Raw genomic sequence first — 20,139 nt, 5'->3', positions numbered from 1 at the left:
ACTTTGGAATTTTTTAAAAGTTTCAACATTTTTAGCTCCTTAATATGATGTTATTTTATGAATATAAATAGGGTTAAATGAACCCGCAGCATAATATGGCTATTCCTTTATTTTATATACCTCAACATATTTACCTTTTCCCGAATGTTGATGAAAAATTTGATTTTCCTACTCTAAAAGAAATTTCTAAAACTTAAATAAATTACTATAATAACATCTAGAAATACCCAATACATTAATAATAAGTATTTAAATTTAGGTACTAAGTACTTATTATGCCTTTTAATCATTACATCTAATAAATACGTAATAGTATATATAATACCCATTCCAAATAATAATAAAACACCTAAAACAAGTAACCCATCACCATTATTTAAGCCAATACCATTTCTATGGATATATCCATCTATGATAAATATAAAGGGTATTATTTGTATCCCGATAGTCGCTAATATTTCTATATATATTTTTCCCATACTATCCCCTTTTAATATTTTGTGAATATACTGTGGGATAAAACTACCCTTAAATGCTATTACTTTAATCTATTTTTTCATTAACAACATTTTTATGCTATCATAATTTCAACATTACTTCAAAGTGATTTAACCATAACGTTAATCTAATTTAATATTTAAGCAAAAACCCAACCTCTTAAATTAAGGGCTCTGTAATATATTTATCAACAACAGTTGTAATAGAACCTTTAATAAATATCGCAATAAAAAAAGAGTTTTTCCTCGTATTTTTACGAGGAAAAACTCTTTTTAGTTAAACTATTAAATTTTAATTATTTTGCATAATTTCTTTTAAACCAGCCAACTAATCCCATAGCTAGCAACAGAACAAGGCCCATCATTGATAGTCCTGATTCTTTCATTTCACTAGTCTGAGGTAAACTGGTTTGACCTTTTGCTGCATTTTTTAAGACAGGTGTTTTCCCATCCGGTGTTACCTGTGAAGTTGTTGGCGTCGTGGGGGACGTTGTTGTTGGTCTTGTTGTCGGTGTGGTTGGTTTCGTTTTCTCTGGCATTTTACCAACGAATTCGATTCCAACCTCACTAGTATAACTAGCCGCTTCTGCAGTATTACCGAATGCACCTAAACTAAAAGATAACCCCAAAAGACTAATTATTAAAACACTCATTAGTTTTTTTCTCATAACCATACCTCGTCTATTTTGACTACTTATCTTCTTTTTTATCAGTTTGTAATTCTTCTAGAATTTGTCGTTTTGCTTCTGCGACAGCTTCTTCTTTATCTTTTTTGTTACGACGACGAACTAAGAACCAGATGAGCAACAATAGAAGTAATAGCAAGAAGATTCCTGCAAGGATATACCACATTGTGTAATCTTTTTCTAAGTCAACCGCTTTTTCGTTCAATTTATCTGCCGTTGCGCCATCAATTGTGAAATATTCTGTCCATTTCCACTTATGTACCCCAGAAGTCGCCGTCATTTCTAAACGGTACTTACCAGGCTTAAAGGGTTGGTTATCCCAGAAAATGCCATAATTAAAGTTTGTATTTGGAGCCATTGTCATATTCGAAGTGGTTGAAGCATGTAGTGCTTTATCACCATTTCTTGAATAGACTTTTCCATCAACTTTCAGGTTACGGATTGGTGTTGTTGTTGGATCTTGTAAGTTTACCTTCAATGTATTACGGAAATTAACTGATCCGGGCTCAATCTTAAGTAATTTCATATCAGGCTTAACAACATCGTCAGTTTCAGTTAACGTTGTCCCAATAACAAAGGCATAACGGTTTTTAATTTGAACGTTACTCTTTGATTTTTTTTCACTATCTTTGTTAATTTTTTCATAGAAGTACAAGCCACCGTCAATTTCGCCATTGAATTTCTTAGCGGGCATTGTGATATGGAATGTATGCTCAATGCTTTTCTTAGCCGGTACTGTCACTTCTTTATCTGACTTAATGATTGAAGATAGAGGGTTTACCATTGTTTTATCAAGTTTTGGTTTCACGTGACTGTATTCAACCACTCCGTTATCATTTGTAATCGCTGTATTTGCTTCAGCCATTACAGTAACATCTTTGTTAGTCGAATTTTTTAATGTGACAGTAATGTCTTGCTTTTGGTTCGGTTTCATTTTTAAATTAAAATACGTTTGGCGCTTATCAATTTGGTTGTTTGGAATATTTGCAGTAACAGCAAAGTTCATTTCAGCAGCATTCGCTTTTTGAACTTGTCCACTAAATATAACTAATCCTGCCACAAACGCCATAATGATTCCAAAAAATTTTTTATTCAATGTAAAAATCCTCTTTCTTCTCAAATTAACTTTATGGAGCCGCCGTCAATGTCCAGTTTAATGTCGACGTATATGTTTCACCAGCTACTTTTTCAGCCGGGCCAGGCACATCCAATCTCGCTGATTTATTACCTGTTGTTGCATCACCCATTGCTATTGTCCAGGTCCCTGTGGGATTAGTATTGGCAGTTGGATCTACTACTTGATATGATGCACCGTCACCTTTTAATAATATACTATCGGTAAATAAACCGGCATCAGGATCTCCGTTATCTGTTTTCGATGCTACATTTTTTATTGTAAGCACAGTACCCTTAAGTTCATTAGCACCACTTTTAAATGATGTGTTACTAACCGTCAACGACCAGTTTCCTGTCGTATTATTTGTAACCTGAACGTAATTAGGTACATCCCTATAATCTGCATCCGTGAGCTTATCTATAACCCACTCACCTGTAGCTTCATCACGATGTCCTGTTAAATCAGCTACTTTATCAAAAGCAGCATAATAAGATTTTTTATTTCCTGAAATTTTCTGAGTACCAAAATGTAAATCAGAAATATAATCTATCCTCAGGTCACCAGTAGTTGGCGTAACTGGATTAATTGGTTGTACTGGTTTTGTCGGATCTAATGGATCAACTGGACCAGACTTTGCAAGTAATGTTAAGTTAGCCGCTGTGGTTGCAGTTTTTCCATCAGGCGCTACTGCTGCATCAGCCACTGAATTTCCCATTATTGAAATTGCAAGGAGGGGGACAATGGCTACTACTAGTCGTAAGTTTTTTTTCAAGCTCATTGTTTTAACCTATCCCTTTCTGCATCCTATAATGGTGCGTCGTTTAACGTCCATGTAATTACTGATGTATATTTTTCTTTTAATTTAGTTGATGCACCAGGTACGTCTAAGGTTGCCTTAGTAACAGGTAACGTGTTAGTACCCATACCCATGTCTTTAGCTGCATCTACTACTGCAACACTTTGACTAGATCCGTCTAAAACCATATCCGCTGTTGGTTGGGTAGCATTATAACTTGCCCCATTATTATTAGAAACAGTTCCAGGCGTCAATGTTAACTTAGCCCCAGCTAATTCTTTTGAGCCGGTAAACTGTGTGTTGGCAACTGTTAATTTCCAACCTTCATTTGAACCACGGTTGTCATCAACAACGATAGAATCTGTAATAGTAGCTGCATCATATTTTGCATCTGATCCACTAATTTTTTGATCTCCAAAATCAACACTTGGTGCCTTTGTCAATTTAATTTCTCCAGCTCCAGTAGCAGGATCAGCTACAAAGTTGACATCACCTGATGAAGGTAATGTTACATCAGCAGCATGTACTGCTGGTGCTACTGTTGAAAACAAAGTAACGGTTAAAAGTGCTGCTGTTGCAATTGCTGTTTTCTTCATAATTTATTTCCCCTTTTGTTAACCCAATTTTTATAAGTTTGCGTCTGTTAATGTCCATGTTAAATCTGTTGTATATATTGTTCCAAGATTTTTAGCTGTTTTACCAGGTACTGTTAATGAAACGGCTTTAGCTTTAGCATCTTTACCAAATGAATCAGTCCATGTTCCCATTCCTTGACCGTCTGTAGCAGTAACAACCTTAACATCGCTACCAACTGTAGGAGCAACGACACTATTATTATCTTTATCACCAATTATTGATGGTGTTGTTGTCGCATCCATATTTGTTGAATTAAATGTTTGATCTTTCATACTCAATTGAGCACCAGTTAATTCTTTTGTACCGTCAGTAAATGCGCCTTCTTGCTTAACATTAACTGTCCAACCAGCATTTGATCCACGGTTATCTGTTACTTGTAAGTAGTTAGCTACTTCTTTTGCTGTTCCTTTAGAATCTGTTATTTCAACAGGAGCTGCGTAGTAAGTTGTATCACTACCAGAAACTTTATTTTTTGAACCAAAATCAAAGTTTGAAACATAATCTAATGATAATGGACCATTTGTTCCTGGGTTAATTGGAGGGTCTGTTGGGTCAACTGGATCTGTTGGATCTGTTGGATCAACTGGACCTGTTGGATCTGTATTATCTGTAAAACCAACGCTACCTTTTGTTGGAAGTGATCCTACTGTTGCTGCATTTACAGCTGGTGCTGCAATTAAACCTAATGTTGTTAATACGATTGCGCTTGTTACGATTTTAGTTGTTTTCATTTTAATTTCCCCTTTTTTTAATTCCCTATTTTTTTGTAGCCTATTAGAAAGTGATATGACTTAATTTTATAAACCAGCGTCTGTTAATGTCCATGTTAAATCTGTTGTATATGATGAACCGACCGTTTTAGCTGAATTACCAGGTACTTTCAATGAGACAGCTTTACTTGCTGTATCTTTTGTAGCATCAGCATCGTAGACACCAAATGAATCTGTCCAAGTCCCCATACCTTGATCCTTACCAGCATCTAAGACAGCAACGTCAGCACCAATTGATGTTGTAATTGTAGCTTTAGCTATAGCTGGATCTGTTGTTCCGCCAATATTTTTAGAATTTAAAGTTTGTGTTCCCATACTTAGCTGTGCGCCATCTAAATCAGTCTTACTATCGTTAAATTGTTTTACTTGTTTAACTGACAATTTCCAGCCTTTATTTGATCCACGTTTATCTGTTACTTGTAGGTAGTTAGCTCTTGTAACTTCTTTACCATCTTTATCAGCTAATTTAACAGGTGCAGCGTAGTAAGTTGTATCGTCTCCAGAAACCTTATTTTTTGAACCAAAATCAAAGTTAGAAACGTAATCAATTGATAATGGGCCAGGTGTTCCTGGTTGAGGATTATCTGGGTCTGTTGGATCCGTTGGGCCTACTGGGCCTGTTGGATCCGTTGGATCAACGGGTGTTGTTGGATCTGTATTTTCCATAAATCCAACCTTACCTGTTGATGTATAATCTGCAGCATGTACTGCAGGTGCTGCAGCTAAACCTAATGTTGATAAAATAATTGCGCTTGTAACGATTTTAGTTGTTTTCATAATTTATTTCCCCTTTTAATTAATAACCATTTTTATTTTTTATTGACTAATTTAGATTTTATAAGTTAGCGTCTGTAAGTGTCCATGTAATATCTGATGTGTATTTTTCTGCAACTTTTTTACTATCACCAGGGATAGCTAATTTAACAGAAGCTTTGGCTTTAGCAGCATCTGTTGTTGCGTTACCAAAGGATTCAGACCATGTACCAGAACCTGCGCCATCTTTTGCTTGCATAACAACTTTGTCCCCTGATGTAGCTGAAATGTCAACGCTATTTGTTAATGTTGGTTTTGGTTTTGATGCGTTATTATCAGCATTAGTTGCTTCAGGATTAGATAACGTAATTGTTGTCCCATCTAATTCTGATTTTGTTGTTTCACTTGTAAATGCTTTTGCTTGTTGAACAGTAAGTTTCCAACCTGCTACTGTTCCACGGTTATCTGAAACTTGTAGGAAGTTTGCAAGATCTTTATCAGCTCCGGATGCATCTTTAACTGTCACTAATTGAGAGTCATATGTTTCGTTGTTACCTGACATCTTTTGAGCACCAAAGTTAAAGTTAGAAACATAATCGATTGATAATGGGCCACCAGTACCTGGATCTGTTGGGTTTGTAGGATCTGTTGGATCAATAGTATGTCCAGGATCTGTTGGATCCGTAATACCAGGATCTGTTGTACCATCATTTTTAGTCAATTCAATTTTACCGTGTGATGTATATGTTTGTGTTTCAGATGCATGAGCAGTTGTCATAATGGCACCTGTCACACCTACGCCTAATAATGTACTTAATAATAATTTACTTGAATTTTTCATCATTTATTTCCCCTTTATATAACCTTTTTTATAAGTTAGCATCTGTCAAAGTCCATGTTAATTCAGACTTATAAGCCCCTGCTACTTTGTTTGATTCAGCTGGAACAAGTAATGACACACTTTGTTTGGCAGCTGTATTATCTTTACCAAAACGGTCTGTCCATGTTCCCATACCTTTGTCGACCTTGGCTGTCATCACAGTAACTGCTTTGCCATCTGGATTGATGGCTGCTTGACTAGCTGTCGGCTGACTCATATTACTACTTCCGTTAGTTGTTCCATTCATTAACGTAATAATCGTTCCATCTAATTTATTTTTACCATTCATAAATGGATTGGTCTGTGCAACAGTTAGTTTCCAGCCTGCGTTTGAACCACGATTATCCGTTACTTGAACATAGTTTGGATATTCCCCAACCTTACCGTTTTTATCAACTAACTGGTCAAGTTGTGCATAATAAACACTGTCTTTACCAGAAATTTGTTGTTGACTAAATTGTAAGTTCGAAACGTAATCAATTGATAATGGTCCATCTGTTCCAGGATTAACTGGTTTAACCGGTTTTAACGGATCAGTTGGATTTGTTGGATCAACTGGCGGTGTACCGTCAGTATTTTTCACGAATTCAATAGTTGCATGCGACTGATAATTCACTGTTTCGCTTGCCAAAGCTTGCGTTACGGTAAAACCAGCCGGTACCATACTACCTAAAAGAACTCCCAAAATTAACTTTCTTTTTATCATCGTATCTACTCCCCTCGTCAGATTTTGATGTTTTTATAATATTAGCAAAATGCTAATGATTAACGTTAATTAAGCAAGGATTAGGATTAAGGCGCATCCGTTAGTGTCCATGTTATTTCCCCTGCATACTTACCTGCTTTAAGTGACATGTTGCTTCCATTAAGTTCAGCAACAACACCTTTATCGGCTGCCCAAGTGACATCTTTAGTTTCTTCTGTCTGACCTGAACCAACCTCTGTACTACCAGTATCTAAATCTTGTGCAGTTCCAGTTGCATCTATATATTTCAAAACACCTTTCAATGTGTTAGATCCATCTGTTAAAGGTTTTGAAACGCTAGCCTTCAATGTCCAAGCTGTTTTGCCTAGATTAGAAATTGATACAGTATTTTCAGCAGTACGTTGAAGATTGAAATTTTCTCCACTGTAAGGCAACATTACCCCATCTTTTGAACCAAAAGTCATTTCATCAGAGGCTGCAGTAATTGCTAAACCACCACCTGCAACTGTGATCTTAATCGTTTTTTCAACACCCTGAGCATTTACAATAACTGCTTCATAGTCACCAGCACTAGAAGTTGGTGTAAGTGTCGTTGATTTAACTGTAACTTTAGAATCAGCACCAGTTGATAGTATCCAACCTTTAGCCGAACTCTCTGTTAATATGAACTCATTTAATTTAGTCTCTGTTAATCCCGAGATAGATTTACTGTCCGTACTAAAATCCTTAGCGTAAACTACAGAATCACCATCAACGACGGTATCACCATCTATTACATTGACAGGAACGGCAACTTTAGCAGTTTCATTAGGTGTCACATCCGTATCCGTCAAAATCATATCTTGTATATAGAAACCAACTTTTGTGTTATCAAGTGGTTTATTTGATGGATTTGTAGGATCAATTTCTAATGTATGTTTATTAGTATTCATAATTGTTAAATCTTTGATTAATTTTGTTTCATCTATTGTAACGGTTCCGCCAACATCAATTTTTTGTGGAATAGCAGTTGCACCCAACTTGAATAAGTTGACAGTTACGGTAACTGGTTTTAATTGTTCGGTACCTCCAGCATCAATCGCAGTTACTATAACTTTATTTGCACCTACTTTTAATTTTGTAGGGTCAATCTTTGCAGAATAATCGACACCATCTTTTGTTGTTTCATAAGTATTCTCTGCTGGCGATGATATTGACCCATCTGGATACTTAATTTGAATGTATCCCTTTGTACTATCTTCATCTGAAACTTTACCTACAATTTTAAATGAATCTGTTTGATCCGCATAAGCATTAATTGTTGATGGTGTTACAGTTGCAACAGGTGGAATACTTGGTGTCGTTTCTTTATAAGTTAAGTAAGAACCTGTCGTTAATGTTTCTCCTGGGGCTAACGTTTTAGGATTAGCTTTTATTACAAAAGCACTATCTCCCTTAAACGGAGTATCTGGCTGACTAATGTCGTTGATAGCTATAATTTTATCAAGCACTGATGTCTCCATTCCAGTTCCTACAGCTCCACCTTTGAAATAACTACTTATATTTGATATATCTAATATACCAGTACCGGTAGCTTTCCCAGCTGAATAATTAGTCCAACCACCCAAGCTAGTATTATTACCGGGATCCTTCAATCTGTAATTCAAGGTATGTTTATCACTTACCATTTTAAATCCATTGTTAGGTCCCAAACTTTTTACAGGGACGTCATCCTTATCAACCAAAGTATCGACCCCCTGAGCTGCACCAATAGCTCGAGTTGCAGTATCATTATTTGTGATACTGAAATAACTATATATACCACCTGCTGCATCATACATTTCTTCAAATGTATAGCTCACCTTATATGTTACATCGTACATTGTAGCTTTGAATCCAGTACCATCATTATTTTTATAAAGATGGTAATCTGTAATTGGTCCAAGTTTTACAGCACTTTCAATTGTATTAGGCGTCGTGTTACTTTCTGCTGCATACCCATATCCACGATCTTTTGGAATAGCATTATTAATGATAATTCCATAAGACTTTCTTGGATTAGGATTTCTTCCACTGGCACCAACCTTCGTAAATGCCCAACTAGATGCATTACCCTGTTCACTGTAAGAATCGTTATTTGTCAGCGCACTTGGTTGGAAATTAAATGCTGCATTACCAAAATATAAAACAGGAGTCGCTGTATCATCTGCTTTTCCCGCGTTGTTTGTTGGAACACCATTTACTAACTTCCCGCCTCCTGTAAGTGACACATACTCATTTTTAGAATTTGATGCCACATCGGTAGTACTCCACTGAGTATTAATGGCCCCTTGTGATGGACCAACATAACCAGCAGCTGGTACTGCTGTCTCACTTTTTTTAGTCGTTGCTACTTTTTTTGTTGGTGCTTTCGTTACTTCTTCTTTAGTTGCTACTTCGCTTGTTATTTCTTCTTTTGTTGCTTTTATCGATGTACTTTTTTCGGTTGTTTTTTCAGAAGATGCTGTTTGAGGTTTAACGGTTTCATCTAGCTCTTTAGCTTGGACAGAAGTTCCTGGGCCCTCATTGTTAACCACGTTAACAATGCTACCTGTCATCACTCCTGCTAAGATAATTCCCGTCATTAACGTTGCTGAGATTCGTTCTTTTTTATTACTGTTATGCCCTTTCATTGTTTAGTCCTCCCCCTATAGTTGCTGCCTATTTATACCTAACATTACTATATTTAACTCATTAGTCTAGCTGATTAGTTGTGACCCCCTAGTCCCTCCTAATAGATTTATTCGTTAACTTAGCTGTAACCTAATCGCAAACTTATTATCTGGTTACTGCGACATAGCCAGTTTACCTATAATCTATTTAAATGTAAACATATTTTTTTAATTAAAAAATATTTATCTAATTTATGAAGTAACCGCTTTATCGATTTTGTTTTAATACAAAAGTAATTCATCAAAAAAAATGATGAATTACTTTTGCCAATTTACAGTTTATTTTGGTTACCCTTCACGAACTGGAACTACCGTTGCAAGACTTATTTCTGTCCCATTTGTTTCAGTTATATAAAGAAGTGTATAGGCTCCTTGTTCTGGAATTTGTACAGAGAAACTAAGATCTGACTGTACGACTGTTCTAGCAATTTCATTACCGCTTGCATCAGCAATAATAATTGTATTTCCAGCTGTTTCTCCAGTACCTGTTAAATATTTATCACTTTGATAATAAGAATCAACAGTTGGTTTAGCAATCGTAACATCTTTATGCTTAACTACCGTAGTTTTCACATCACTCCAACCAACACCTGTATTCTGACGAACACTAACTGTTGTATCTTCATGTTGTTTAGGAATAGTAACTTCGTAAAGTCCATTTTCATCAACGATACCTGTCCCTATAACTTTATCGCCAACTTTAACTTCAATTTTAGCACCTGGAACACCACGACCTGATACCGTTGTATCTGTATCAAAAATTGTTTCAACGGTTGGAATTTCTTTCAAAAGTGCCCAACCCGGGTCTAGGTGATATGTTGGCAACGTGTCAGAAGCATTATATGAACCCAACACGTCCCAATCAATTGGCGCACCATTTTTTACTAAACCACTATTAAATATATAACTTGAGTTATTTTCTGCGTCCGCTACTCTGATACCTGTATCTGTTACCATTTGCCCAATATCAAGAGATAAATGAACTTTGAAGTCGGCAAATGCAATCCAAGAATGAGATGGATTTTTGATTCGTAATGTTTTACCATTATCCTCAACTCGGATATCATTTTTATTATACGTATATTTACTTCCGTTATTAAATTGGAAATTTCCTGTTATATAATTATTGAACGAATCATGGTTAAAAAGTGGAACTAACTCTGAAGGAACTGACAAGACATAGTCTGTCGATTCATTAATTCCTGCCGAAATAATCGACTTTCCTTCATAATCAAAATCTAATGTACCTGTTGTCACTGTATTATTACCTTGTAAGTGTAGACCACTTGCACCCGTTCCAGATACTTTCATTGAGCCTCTTGTAATAACACCTAATTCTTTCGTACCTACTTTAGCTGTCGCCACCTGCTTTTCATGGTTACTAGCATCTACGGAATTATTAGCTACCCCTAAAATCATTACTGAATTCAATAATCCAACCACCGCTACCGTTTTAATCACATTCTTCTTTGTCTGACTCATTTCTACTTTGTTCATTTTATTCATCTCCTCTATTTTGGTTTATAAACAATTATTTGATACAGGCCCTCCATAAAAAAATTAGTTAGAGCATTACTAATACCTCCTTATATTTATATTTATTTTTTTATTAATACCTTAAACACAGCTTATCATGTTAACGCTTTCTTTTGCAAATTTAACCACTAGTATATTTTTAATTTTAACTAAATTGGACTTAGATAATAAGCAAAAAAAATAAGCTATCTTCATATAAATACGAAGGTAGCCTACTTTAATTTTAACTATTCTTTATTTTGATTGCTTTGAATCGTTATATTTAACCCATCCAATTAATCCTGCGGTTGATAAAAGAATAAATCCTATCATTGATAATCCTGATCCTTTTATTTCACCGGTTTGAGGTAATCTGTTTTGATTCGATGCAACATTCTTTGAGACAGGTGTTCTCCCGTCTGGATCTGGTGTCACCTGAGAAGTTGTTGGCATTTTACCTACAAATTCAATTCCCATTTCACTTGTATAACTAGCCGCTTCTGCGGTATTACCGAATGCACCTAAACTAAAAGATAACCCCAAAAGACCAATTACTAAAGTACTCGTTATTTTTTTCCCCATAACCATACCTCACCCATTTCGACTACTTATCTTCTTTTTCACCAGTTTGTAATTCTGATAAAATTTGTCGTTTTGCTTCTGCGACAGCTTCTTCTTTATCTTTTTTATTACGACGAACTAAGAACCAAATAATCAATAATACAAGTAGAAGTAAGAAGATTCCTGCAAGAATATACCACATTGTATAATCTTTTTCTAAGTCAACTGCCTTTTCGTTCAATTTATCTGCCGTTGCGCCATCAATTGTGAAGTTTTCAGTCCATTTCCACTTATTCACACCAGAAGTTGCCGTCATTTCTAGACGGTACTTACCAGGTTTAAAGGGTTGGTTGTCCCAAAAAATACCATAATTAAAATTCGTATTGGGAGCCATTGTCATATTCGAAGTGGTTGAAGCATGTAAGGCTTCATCCCCATTTCTTGAATAGACTTTTCCGGCTACCTTTAAATTACGAATAGGTGTTGTTGTTGGGTTTTGTAAATTTACCTTCAATGTATTACGGAAATTAACTGAACCTGGTTCAATTTTAAGTAATTTCATATCAGGTTTAACAACATCATCTGTTTCAGTTAACGTTGTCCCAATCACAAATGCATAACGGTTTTTAATTTGAACGTTACTCTTTGATTTTTTTTCACTATCTTTGTCGATCTTTTCATAGAAGTATAATCCACCATCGATTTCGCCATTAAATTTCTTAGCGGGCATTGTGATATGGAACGTATGCACAACACTTTTCTTGGCTGGAATTGTCACTTCTTTATCCGACTTAACAATTGAAGATAGAGGATTTACCATTGTTTTATCAAGTTTTGGTTTCACATGACTATATTCAACCACACCGTTATCGTTGGTTACAGCTGTATTTGCCTCAGCCATTACGACAACTGCTTTATTAGTCGAATTTTTCAATGTGACAGTAACATCTTGTTTCTGATTAGGCTTCATTTTTAAATTAAAATAGGTTTGGCGCTTATCAACTTGATTACTTGGAAGATTTGCAGTAACGGCAAAGTTCATTTCAGCAGCGTTCGCTTTTTGAACTTGTCCACTAAATAAAACCAATCCTGCCACAAACGCCATTATGATTCCAAAAAATTTTTTATTCAATGTAAAAATCCTCTTTCTTTTCAAATTAGCTTTATGGAGCCGCTATCAATGTCCATTTCAACGTTGATGTATAAGCTTCTTTTGTTTTCACAGTGGTACCAGGAACAAATAACGACACTGCATCGTTTCCTGTAGAGTTAGTTCCCGCTTTATCAGTACCCATAGCAAGTGTCCAAGTACCGAACGGATTATCACTATTACCATCTGTCGTACTAACAACCGAAACAGGAGTACCACCAGTTCCTGTAAGTTTAACGTTACCTGGTAAGTCCCCGCTTAGCCCTAAACCTGGATTTTCACTATGTGCTTCGATATTCTTAATATTTAGTACAGCACCTTTAAGCACGTTCCCGCTAGGACTTTTAAAAACAGTGTTACTAACACCTAATGACCAATTACCCGTTGTATTATTTGTGACCTGGGCGTAATTAGGTACATTATAATAATCTTTATCTGTTAGGTTTTGTGTGTCCCACACTCCACTTGAGTCACGACGGTTAGTCATGTCAGCTACTTTATCAAAAGTTGCATAGTAGGTTTTATTACTCCCCGAGATATCCTGTGCCCCAAAATGAAAACTAGAAATATAATCTATTCTTAAGTCTCCAGTTGTTGGCGTAACTTGATTGAGTGGGTGCACTGGTTTTGATGGATCTAACGGATCAACAGGACCAGACTTTTCAAGTAATGTTAAGTTAGCTGATGATATCGCAGTTTTTCCATCAGTTGCAACTGCTGCATCGGCTACTGAATTTACCATCATCGAAAATGCAAGGAGGGGGACAATGGCTACTGCTAGTCGTATATTTTTTTTCAAGCTCATTGTTTTAACCTATCCCTTTCTGCATTTTATAATGCTGCGTCTTTTAATGTCCATGTAATTGTTGATGTATATTTTTCATTTAATTTACTTGTTGCACCAGGTACTTCTAAAGTTGCTTTAGTAACAGGTAATGTGTTAGGCCCCATACCTTTATCTTTAGCTGCATCTACTGCTGGAACAGCTTTAGATGAACCATCTAAAAGCATAGTTGCTGCAGGATTAGCCACAAACTTTGCCCCATTACCATTAATAATTGAACCATTTGTTAAGGTTAACTTAGCACCATCAAGTGCCGTACCCGTTGCCGTGGCAAATTGTGTATTTGCAACTGTTAAATTCCAACCGACATTTGAGCCACGGTTATCATCAACTTGGATATTAGCATCCTCTGGTTTAGCGCCAAAAGACGTTTGTTCATAAGTTTTTGTTGATCCACTAATTTCTTGATCCCCAAAATCAACACTCGGTGCACTGATTAGCTTAAGTTCGCCTGCCCCAGTAGCTGGATTAGCTACGAAGTTAACATCACCTGTTGTGCCTTTTGTAATATCGGCAGCATGTGCTGCAGGTGCTAATGTTGAAAATAACGTAACTGCTAAAAGTGCTGATGTTGCAATTGCTGCTTTTTTCATAATTAATTTCCCCTTTGGTTTAACTTACTTCTAATCTTTTTATAGACCTGCGTCTGTTAATGTCCATGTTAAGTTAGTTTTGTAACTTGTTCCAATTGATTTAGCTGTTTTACCAGGTACTTCTAATGAGATTGCTTTCATTGAAGCATCTGTATCTGTTCCATCGACATATGTGCCAAATGAATCAGTCCAAGTACCCATACCTTGACCCTTAGCAGCACTTACAACTTCAACATCTTTTCCAACAGTTGGTGTAATAACACCACTATTTAAAGCAGTTGGGATTGTTGTCGTGTCACCAATATTTGAAGAATTAAATGTTTGACCGGTCATTTTTAATTGCGCACCAGCCAACTCAGAAGTCCCATCATTAAATTGGGCATCTTGATTTACTGAAAGTTTCCAACCACCATTTGTACCACGGTTATCAGTTACTTGTAAGTAATTAGCACGTTTAACCTTATCACCTTTACTATCTGTAGCTGAAATTGGTTGTGCATAGTAAGTTTCTGTAGAACCAGAAATCTTATGATCAGCACCAAAATCAAGATTAGAGATGTAATCAATCGATAAAGGTCCATCTGTACCAGGTTTGATTGGATCTGGATCTGGATCTGGTGTAATTGGATTTGTTGGATCGATTGGATCTGTGGGATTTGTTGGGCTTGTGCTTCCTGCGACAAAACCTACTTTACCTGTTTCATTATATGTTTGTGTATTATTTGCGGCATGTACAGCTGGTGCTGCAGTCAAACCTAATGTTGTTAACGCAATTGCACTTGCAACGATTTTTGTTGTTTTCATTTTAATTTCCCCTTTTATTGATTCCCTCTATTTTTTAATAACCTAGTTGATACAGGTTTACATCCCTGCGTCAGTAATTGTCCATGTTAAATCAGTGGTATATGGTTTAGCTTCTTTAGCTGAATTACCAGGTACGGCTAATGAAACAGCCTTCATTGCTGTATCCTTTGTAGCATCTGCATCATATACACCAAATGAATCTGTCCAAGTACCCATACCTTGACCCTTAGCTGCATTCAAGACTTCAACAGCGCTACCAGGTGTTGCTGTAATTGTAGCATCGGCTATAGCTGGGGTTGTTGCATTAGTTACACTATCCATATTTTTAGAATTTAATTTTTGTGATCCCATTTTTAATACTGCACCATCTAAATCTGCTGAGCCATCATTAAATTGTTTTTCTTGTTTAACTGAAAGTTTCCAACCAGCATTAGTACCACGTTTATCCGTTACTTGTAAGTAAGTAGCATATTTAGCACCACTAACTGCTTTGACAGGTGCAGCGTAGTAAGTTGTATCGTCCCCAGAAATTTTGTTTTCACCAAAATCAAAGTTAGAAACGTAATCAATTGATAATGGTCCATCAGTACCAGGACTAACAGGAGGAACAGTTGGTTCTAATGGATCAACGGGTTTATCTGGATCAACTGGGTTAACGGGTGGTGTTTTATCATCATTTTCTGTAAAACCAATCTTACCTAATGATGTGTAATTTTCTGTATGGTCTGCGGCATGTACAGCTGGTGCTGCAGTTAAACCTAATGTTGATAAAATAATTGCGCTTGTTACGATTTTAGTTGTTTTCATTTTAATTTCCCCTTTTAATTAATAACCTTTTTTTATTGATAGAATTAATTCTTATAAGTTAGCGTCTGTAAGTGTCCATGTTAAATCTGATGTGTATTTTTCTGCGACTTTTTTGCTATCACCAGGGATAGCTAATTTAACAGAAGCTTTAGCTTTATCAGCGTCTTTAGTTGCATTACCGAATGCTTCAACCCAAGTACCAGAACCTTCGCCATCTTTAGCTTGCATAACAACTTTATCACCTGATGCAGAAGAAATTGCAAGGTTATCTGTTAAAATTGATGGTGCTGGTTTTGTACCATTTTTATCAGCATTATTTGCTTCAGGGTTAGATAACGTAATTGTTGTGCCATCTAATACTGATTTTGTTGTTTCACTTGTAAATGCTTTTGATTGTTGAACTGAAAGTTTCCAGCCAGATACTGTACCACGGTTATCTGAAACTTGTAAGAAGTTTGCAAGGTCTTTTTTAGTTCCAGCTGTTGGGTTATCTGTTGTTGCTGCAACTAATTCCGAGTTATATGTTGTATCATTACCTGTTACTTTTTGTGTACCAAAGTTAAAGTTAGAAACGTAGTCAATTGCTAATGGGCCACCAGTACCTGGGTTCACTGGGTCTGTTGGATCGATAGTATGTCCTGGATCTGTTGGATCAGTAATACCAGGGTCTGTTGTTCCGTCATTTTTAGTCAATTCAACGTTACCATGTGATACATAATCTTTTGTTTCTGATGCGTTAGCTGTTGTAACAGCTGTTCCTGTAATACCTAATCCAAGTAATGCAGCGAATAATAATTTATTTGTTTTTTTCATAATATATATTTCCCCTAATCTCTTTTTTTATAGTTTAGCATCTGTCAAAGTCCATGTTAGTTCAGACTTATAAGCCCCTGCTACTTTTTTCGACTCAGCTGGAACAAACAATGAAATACTTTGTTGAGCAGCTGTATTATCTTTACCAAAACGATCCGTCCAGGTCCCCATACCATTGTCCAACTTAGCTGTCATCACAGTAACTGCCTTACCATCTGGCTTAATTGCTGCTTGACTATCCGTCGGTCTATGCAGGTTACTACCATTAACAACACCATTCATCAACGTGATAACCGTTCCATCTAATTTATTTTTACCATTCATAAATGGATTGGTCTGTGCAACGGTTAATTTCCACCCTGCATTTGACCCACGGTTATCCGTTATCTGAACATAGTTTGGATAATCTCCGACTTTACCGTTCTTATCAGCTAACTGGTCAAGTTGTGCATAATAAACACTATCTTTACCAGAAATTTTTTGTTGACTGAATTGTAAGTTCGAAACGTAATCAATCGATAACGGACCTGGCGTCCCCGGATTAACAGGTCTAACTGGTTTTACCGGATCCGTCGGATTAATTGGATTAACAGGTCGTGTTTCATCAGTACTTCCAACTAACTCAATAGTCGCATGCGATTGATAGCCCACTGTATCGCTTGCTGAAACTTGCGTTACGGCGAAACCAACAGGTACCATGCTTCCTAAAAGAATCCCCATAATTGTACTTCTTTTTAGCATCGTATTTTCTCCCCTCGTAAGATTTTGGTAGTTTTTAATATTAGCAATATGCTAACGATTAACATTAATTAAACAAGGTTTATGAATGTGGCGTATCCGCTAATGTCCATGTTATTTCCCCTGTATAGTCCCCTGCTTTAAGCAAAGGGTTATTTCCATTAAGTTGAACGATAATTCCTTTGTCGTTTGCCCAACTTACTTCTTGAGTTACCTCAGATTGCCCTGAACCAACTTCTGCACTGTTTGATTCTATATCTTGCGATTGACCAGATGCATCTATATATGTCAATACACCATTTAACTTAACGTTAGCATCGTTATGCTCCGTTAACGGTGTTGTAAGTTGAGCTGTTAAGGTCCAAGCTTGTTTACCCGCGTTAGAAACTTGTACGCTATTAACATGAGGATCAGGGTCACTACGTTGAACTTTAAAGTCTTCTCCGCTGTAAGGTAACGTAACACCTAAAAAAGAACCGTAATTAGTTGCCCCAGGTCCTTCTGTAATTTTCAATCCACCTGTAACTTCAATGTTAATGGTCTTTTTTAAACCATCCGAATTTTTGATAACTGCCTGATAAATACCATCAGTTGAAGTTTGTTTAAGTGTCGTTGAATCAACGCTTACTTTAGATTCAGCACCAGTTGCTAACAACCATCCTTTAGCTTCACTAGTCTTTAGAATTAATGCAGTCAACTCATCAGTTGTTAATTTTTGAATATCTGCCTGCTTTACGCCAAATCCTTTTGCATAAAGGGCAGAGACTTTATCAGTTGCAGTGTCATCATCAGTTACAGTAACTGGTACAGCTACTTTTGCGATTTCATTTGGTTTAACTGCAATATCTGTTAAAAGCATATCTTGGATGTAAAATCCTACTGTTTTATTATCAAGTGGTTTACCTGATGGATTTGTCCCATCAACAGTTAGTGTATGTGCATTAACTGTTGGTTGATTAATAATTGTCAAATCTTTAATCAAATCCGTCTCGCCTGTCTTAACCGTATCGCCAACTTTGATTGTTTGTGGGATAGCAATTGCGCCTAATTTGAATACGTTAACAGTTATAGTAACTGGTTTTTCTTGACGGTTATTACCTGGATCAACTGCCGTAACTAATAGTTCATTTTTACCTGGACCTAGTTTAGACATATTAACTGGTACAGAATACGGTGTAGGATTCTTCACATCCACTGTAATAGTATCGTAAGGATTCTTTTCTGACGTTCCATCTGGATACCCGATTTCAATATTTCCTTTTGTATCATCTGAATCAGTAACATCTCCTGTAATCTCAACACCTTTTTGATCAGCGTAACCGTTAATTATTGTATTTTTAACTGTCGCAACGGGAGGAGTACTAGGTGTTGTCTCTTTATAAGTAAGGTAAGACCCATTAACAAGTGTTGCACCTGGAGCTAAATCAACTTGATTAGCTTTCATAATGTACGCACTATCATCACCAATTGTTTTACTTGGATTACTAATATTTTCAATTCCAATATTAGTGTTTGCTGCTGAACCTTCCATACCTGTCCCGGCTACCCCCCCTTTAAAGTAGTTATTAAAATTAGCGGGGTTTAGAATCTTATCTTGAGAACCGCCCGTATAATTTGTCCAACCACCCAAAGTAGCATTAGACTCTGGATCTTTCAATCTCACATCCAAAACATGCTTCTGACTAGTACTATCCCCAATCATTTTAAAGCCATCATTAGGTCCAATACTCTGTAAAGGAACTTTATCAGAATCTACAAAAGTATCATTTGTTTCCAAGGCACCTATTTTTTGTGAATCTGAATTATTATTTGTAATACTAAAGTAACGGTAAATACCACCAGTCCTACCATATACTGATTCAAAAGTATAACTAACTTTGTACTTACTATCATACATAGTTGCTTTAAATCCCGTGTTCATACTATTTTTATAAAGATGATAATCAGTAATTGACCCATCTAAAAGTCCACCCTCGATACCAGAAATACCGTTGTCTAGGTAAGCTTCATTCACATTATAACCACGAGCTATTTTGTCGCCCATAATCAGCCCGTGTATAATCGATGGACGCGGATTTTTTCCGGTAGTATACGTATATGACCAAGATGGTAAATTAGGTGAACTATTATTGCTTGCTCTATCTGCGTCATTATTATTCGTCAGTTCACTAGGCTGAAAAGGTTCAATACTATTTCCAAAGTACATAACTGGTTCATTAGGCTTATCAGATCTCCCCGATTGTGAAACAAACGTCTTTGCTACATCAGCTGCGTAATCTTTTGTTTCCCATTTAACAGTAGGTAGAATTTCATCTTTTGGTCCAACATATCCAGCTGCTCGAGTGGTAGCTCGAGTACTTCGTTTAGTTTTTTCTGATGATTTAGCTTTTATTTTTAATTCACTTTTTTTAGTTGTTGATTTAGTTTCTACAGATTCACTTGATAGCGCCTTTTTTTCTGATTCACTTGATTCTTTAATCGTTAACTTACTTGATGTTTCATCTGATGATTCGCTTGACATACTGCTCTCATCGGTTTTAGCAAACACACTAGGTTCTCTATGGCTAGCTCCCCCAGCTAACAATCCTGCAAAAACAGCACTTGTCATAATTGTTGCCGAAACCCATTCTTTTTTTCTGTTTTTATACTCTCTCATTTTTTAGCCCTCCCCAATCCTTGCTTTTAACTTATTAATTATTTTATCAATTTAGTCTATTTGATTTCACTAACATATTGCCAATTCACTACTATCCCCTATTTATCTAGCTATTTCTATTAACTTT

Annotated in this window: 20 protein-coding genes; all 20 read right to left on the bottom strand. The window is 36.2% G+C overall.

Annotation, left to right across the window (positions count from 1 at the left end; translation table 11 throughout):
- Positions 1–173: 173 nt before the first annotated feature.
- On the bottom strand, positions 174–479 hold the full coding sequence (locus tag AC1RO3_RS04860) for a hypothetical protein (RefSeq protein WP_481761450.1): 306 nt from the start codon (positions 477–479) through the stop codon (positions 174–176).
- Positions 480–793: 314 nt separating this feature from the next.
- Positions 794–1,165, bottom strand: a complete 372-nt coding sequence (locus AC1RO3_RS04855) for an LPXTG cell wall anchor domain-containing protein (protein ID WP_481761451.1) — start codon at positions 1,163–1,165, stop codon at positions 794–796.
- A gap of 22 nt (positions 1,166–1,187) precedes the next feature.
- Entirely contained in the window at positions 1,188–2,279 is a 1,092-nt protein-coding gene (locus tag AC1RO3_RS04850; RefSeq protein WP_481761452.1) for a WxLIP family cell surface protein, read from the bottom strand.
- Between the two features lie 31 nt (positions 2,280–2,310).
- Positions 2,311–3,078 carry a WxL domain-containing protein gene (locus tag AC1RO3_RS04845; RefSeq protein ID WP_481761453.1) on the bottom strand — a complete coding sequence of 256 codons (768 nt, stop codon included), beginning with the start codon at positions 3,076–3,078 and terminating at the stop codon, positions 2,311–2,313.
- 26 nt (positions 3,079–3,104) lie between these two features.
- The gene (locus tag AC1RO3_RS04840) at positions 3,105–3,692 is read right to left on the bottom strand and encodes a WxL domain-containing protein (protein ID WP_481761455.1); all 588 of its coding nucleotides are present in this window, start codon (positions 3,690–3,692) and stop codon (positions 3,105–3,107) included.
- Between the two features lie 30 nt (positions 3,693–3,722).
- Positions 3,723–4,463, bottom strand: coding sequence for a WxL domain-containing protein (locus AC1RO3_RS04835; RefSeq protein WP_481761456.1), 741 nt, complete (start codon positions 4,461–4,463; stop codon positions 3,723–3,725).
- Positions 4,464–4,529: 66 nt separating this feature from the next.
- Positions 4,530–5,279 (bottom strand): WxL domain-containing protein, encoded by a 750-nt coding sequence (locus tag AC1RO3_RS04830; protein WP_481761457.1) that lies wholly within the window; start codon positions 5,277–5,279, stop codon positions 4,530–4,532.
- 58 nt (positions 5,280–5,337) lie between these two features.
- The gene (locus AC1RO3_RS04825) at positions 5,338–6,099 is read right to left on the bottom strand and encodes a WxL domain-containing protein (RefSeq protein WP_481761458.1); all 762 of its coding nucleotides are present in this window, start codon (positions 6,097–6,099) and stop codon (positions 5,338–5,340) included.
- A 25-nt stretch (positions 6,100–6,124) separates the two neighbouring features.
- Positions 6,125–6,841 (bottom strand): WxL domain-containing protein, encoded by a 717-nt coding sequence (locus AC1RO3_RS04820; protein WP_481761459.1) that lies wholly within the window; start codon positions 6,839–6,841, stop codon positions 6,125–6,127.
- Positions 6,842–6,927: 86 nt separating this feature from the next.
- On the bottom strand, positions 6,928–9,492 hold the full coding sequence (locus AC1RO3_RS04815; protein ID WP_481761460.1) for a hypothetical protein: 2,565 nt from the start codon (positions 9,490–9,492) through the stop codon (positions 6,928–6,930).
- Positions 9,493–9,819: 327 nt separating this feature from the next.
- Positions 9,820–11,028, bottom strand: a complete 1,209-nt coding sequence (locus AC1RO3_RS04810) for an Ig-like domain-containing protein (protein WP_481761461.1) — start codon at positions 11,026–11,028, stop codon at positions 9,820–9,822.
- Between the two features lie 273 nt (positions 11,029–11,301).
- Entirely contained in the window at positions 11,302–11,628 is a 327-nt protein-coding gene (locus AC1RO3_RS04805; RefSeq protein WP_481761462.1) for an LPXTG cell wall anchor domain-containing protein, read from the bottom strand.
- Positions 11,629–11,650: 22 nt separating this feature from the next.
- Positions 11,651–12,739: a WxLIP family cell surface protein gene (locus AC1RO3_RS04800; RefSeq protein WP_481761463.1), complete on the bottom strand. Its 1,089-nt coding sequence runs from the start codon at positions 12,737–12,739 to the stop codon at positions 11,651–11,653.
- 31 nt (positions 12,740–12,770) lie between these two features.
- Positions 12,771–13,556, bottom strand: coding sequence for a WxL domain-containing protein (locus tag AC1RO3_RS04795; RefSeq protein WP_481762186.1), 786 nt, complete (start codon positions 13,554–13,556; stop codon positions 12,771–12,773).
- A 32-nt stretch (positions 13,557–13,588) separates the two neighbouring features.
- Entirely contained in the window at positions 13,589–14,194 is a 606-nt protein-coding gene (locus tag AC1RO3_RS04790) for a WxL domain-containing protein (RefSeq protein ID WP_481761465.1), read from the bottom strand.
- Positions 14,195–14,233: 39 nt separating this feature from the next.
- Positions 14,234–14,998, bottom strand: a complete 765-nt coding sequence (locus AC1RO3_RS04785) for a WxL domain-containing protein (protein ID WP_481761466.1) — start codon at positions 14,996–14,998, stop codon at positions 14,234–14,236.
- Positions 14,999–15,055: 57 nt separating this feature from the next.
- Positions 15,056–15,805, bottom strand: a complete 750-nt coding sequence (locus AC1RO3_RS04780; protein WP_481761467.1) for a WxL domain-containing protein — start codon at positions 15,803–15,805, stop codon at positions 15,056–15,058.
- Positions 15,806–15,856: 51 nt separating this feature from the next.
- Positions 15,857–16,618: a WxL domain-containing protein gene (locus AC1RO3_RS04775; RefSeq protein ID WP_481761468.1), complete on the bottom strand. Its 762-nt coding sequence runs from the start codon at positions 16,616–16,618 to the stop codon at positions 15,857–15,859.
- Positions 16,619–16,645: 27 nt separating this feature from the next.
- Positions 16,646–17,359, bottom strand: a complete 714-nt coding sequence (locus AC1RO3_RS04770; RefSeq protein WP_481761469.1) for a WxL domain-containing protein — start codon at positions 17,357–17,359, stop codon at positions 16,646–16,648.
- A gap of 79 nt (positions 17,360–17,438) precedes the next feature.
- On the bottom strand, positions 17,439–20,012 hold the full coding sequence (locus tag AC1RO3_RS04765; RefSeq protein WP_481761470.1) for a hypothetical protein: 2,574 nt from the start codon (positions 20,010–20,012) through the stop codon (positions 17,439–17,441).
- Between the last annotated feature and the right edge of the window lie 127 nt (positions 20,013–20,139).

This window comes from Dellaglioa sp. CoH-57-MRSF-19 (genome assembly GCF_056781975.1).
Note: the sequence above shows the minus strand (reverse complement) of the source record. Positions and strands in the feature narration are given on the sequence as shown.

What these genes read in the sequence shown, in the direction of transcription:
- AC1RO3_RS04860 (WP_481761450.1), bottom strand. Translation starts at nt 479, where the DNA reads ATGGGAAAAATATATATAGAAATATTAGCGACTATCGGGATACAAATA.
- AC1RO3_RS04855 (WP_481761451.1), bottom strand. Translation starts at nt 1,165, where the DNA reads ATGAGAAAAAAACTAATGAGTGTTTTAATAATTAGTCTTTTGGGGTTA.
- AC1RO3_RS04845 (WP_481761453.1), bottom strand. Translation starts at nt 3,078, where the DNA reads ATGAGCTTGAAAAAAAACTTACGACTAGTAGTAGCCATTGTCCCCCTC.
- AC1RO3_RS04840 (WP_481761455.1), bottom strand. Translation starts at nt 3,692, where the DNA reads ATGAAGAAAACAGCAATTGCAACAGCAGCACTTTTAACCGTTACTTTG.
- AC1RO3_RS04835 (WP_481761456.1), bottom strand. Translation starts at nt 4,463, where the DNA reads ATGAAAACAACTAAAATCGTAACAAGCGCAATCGTATTAACAACATTA.
- AC1RO3_RS04830 (WP_481761457.1), bottom strand. Translation starts at nt 5,279, where the DNA reads ATGAAAACAACTAAAATCGTTACAAGCGCAATTATTTTATCAACATTA.
- AC1RO3_RS04825 (WP_481761458.1), bottom strand. Translation starts at nt 6,099, where the DNA reads ATGATGAAAAATTCAAGTAAATTATTATTAAGTACATTATTAGGCGTA.
- AC1RO3_RS04820 (WP_481761459.1), bottom strand. Translation starts at nt 6,841, where the DNA reads ATGATAAAAAGAAAGTTAATTTTGGGAGTTCTTTTAGGTAGTATGGTA.
- AC1RO3_RS04815 (WP_481761460.1), bottom strand. Translation starts at nt 9,492, where the DNA reads ATGAAAGGGCATAACAGTAATAAAAAAGAACGAATCTCAGCAACGTTA.
- AC1RO3_RS04810 (WP_481761461.1), bottom strand. Translation starts at nt 11,028, where the DNA reads ATGAACAAAGTAGAAATGAGTCAGACAAAGAAGAATGTGATTAAAACG.
- AC1RO3_RS04805 (WP_481761462.1), bottom strand. Translation starts at nt 11,628, where the DNA reads ATGGGGAAAAAAATAACGAGTACTTTAGTAATTGGTCTTTTGGGGTTA.
- AC1RO3_RS04790 (WP_481761465.1), bottom strand. Translation starts at nt 14,194, where the DNA reads ATGAAAAAAGCAGCAATTGCAACATCAGCACTTTTAGCAGTTACGTTA.
- AC1RO3_RS04785 (WP_481761466.1), bottom strand. Translation starts at nt 14,998, where the DNA reads ATGAAAACAACAAAAATCGTTGCAAGTGCAATTGCGTTAACAACATTA.
- AC1RO3_RS04780 (WP_481761467.1), bottom strand. Translation starts at nt 15,805, where the DNA reads ATGAAAACAACTAAAATCGTAACAAGCGCAATTATTTTATCAACATTA.
- AC1RO3_RS04775 (WP_481761468.1), bottom strand. Translation starts at nt 16,618, where the DNA reads ATGAAAAAAACAAATAAATTATTATTCGCTGCATTACTTGGATTAGGT.
- AC1RO3_RS04770 (WP_481761469.1), bottom strand. Translation starts at nt 17,359, where the DNA reads ATGCTAAAAAGAAGTACAATTATGGGGATTCTTTTAGGAAGCATGGTA.
- AC1RO3_RS04765 (WP_481761470.1), bottom strand. Translation starts at nt 20,012, where the DNA reads ATGAGAGAGTATAAAAACAGAAAAAAAGAATGGGTTTCGGCAACAATT.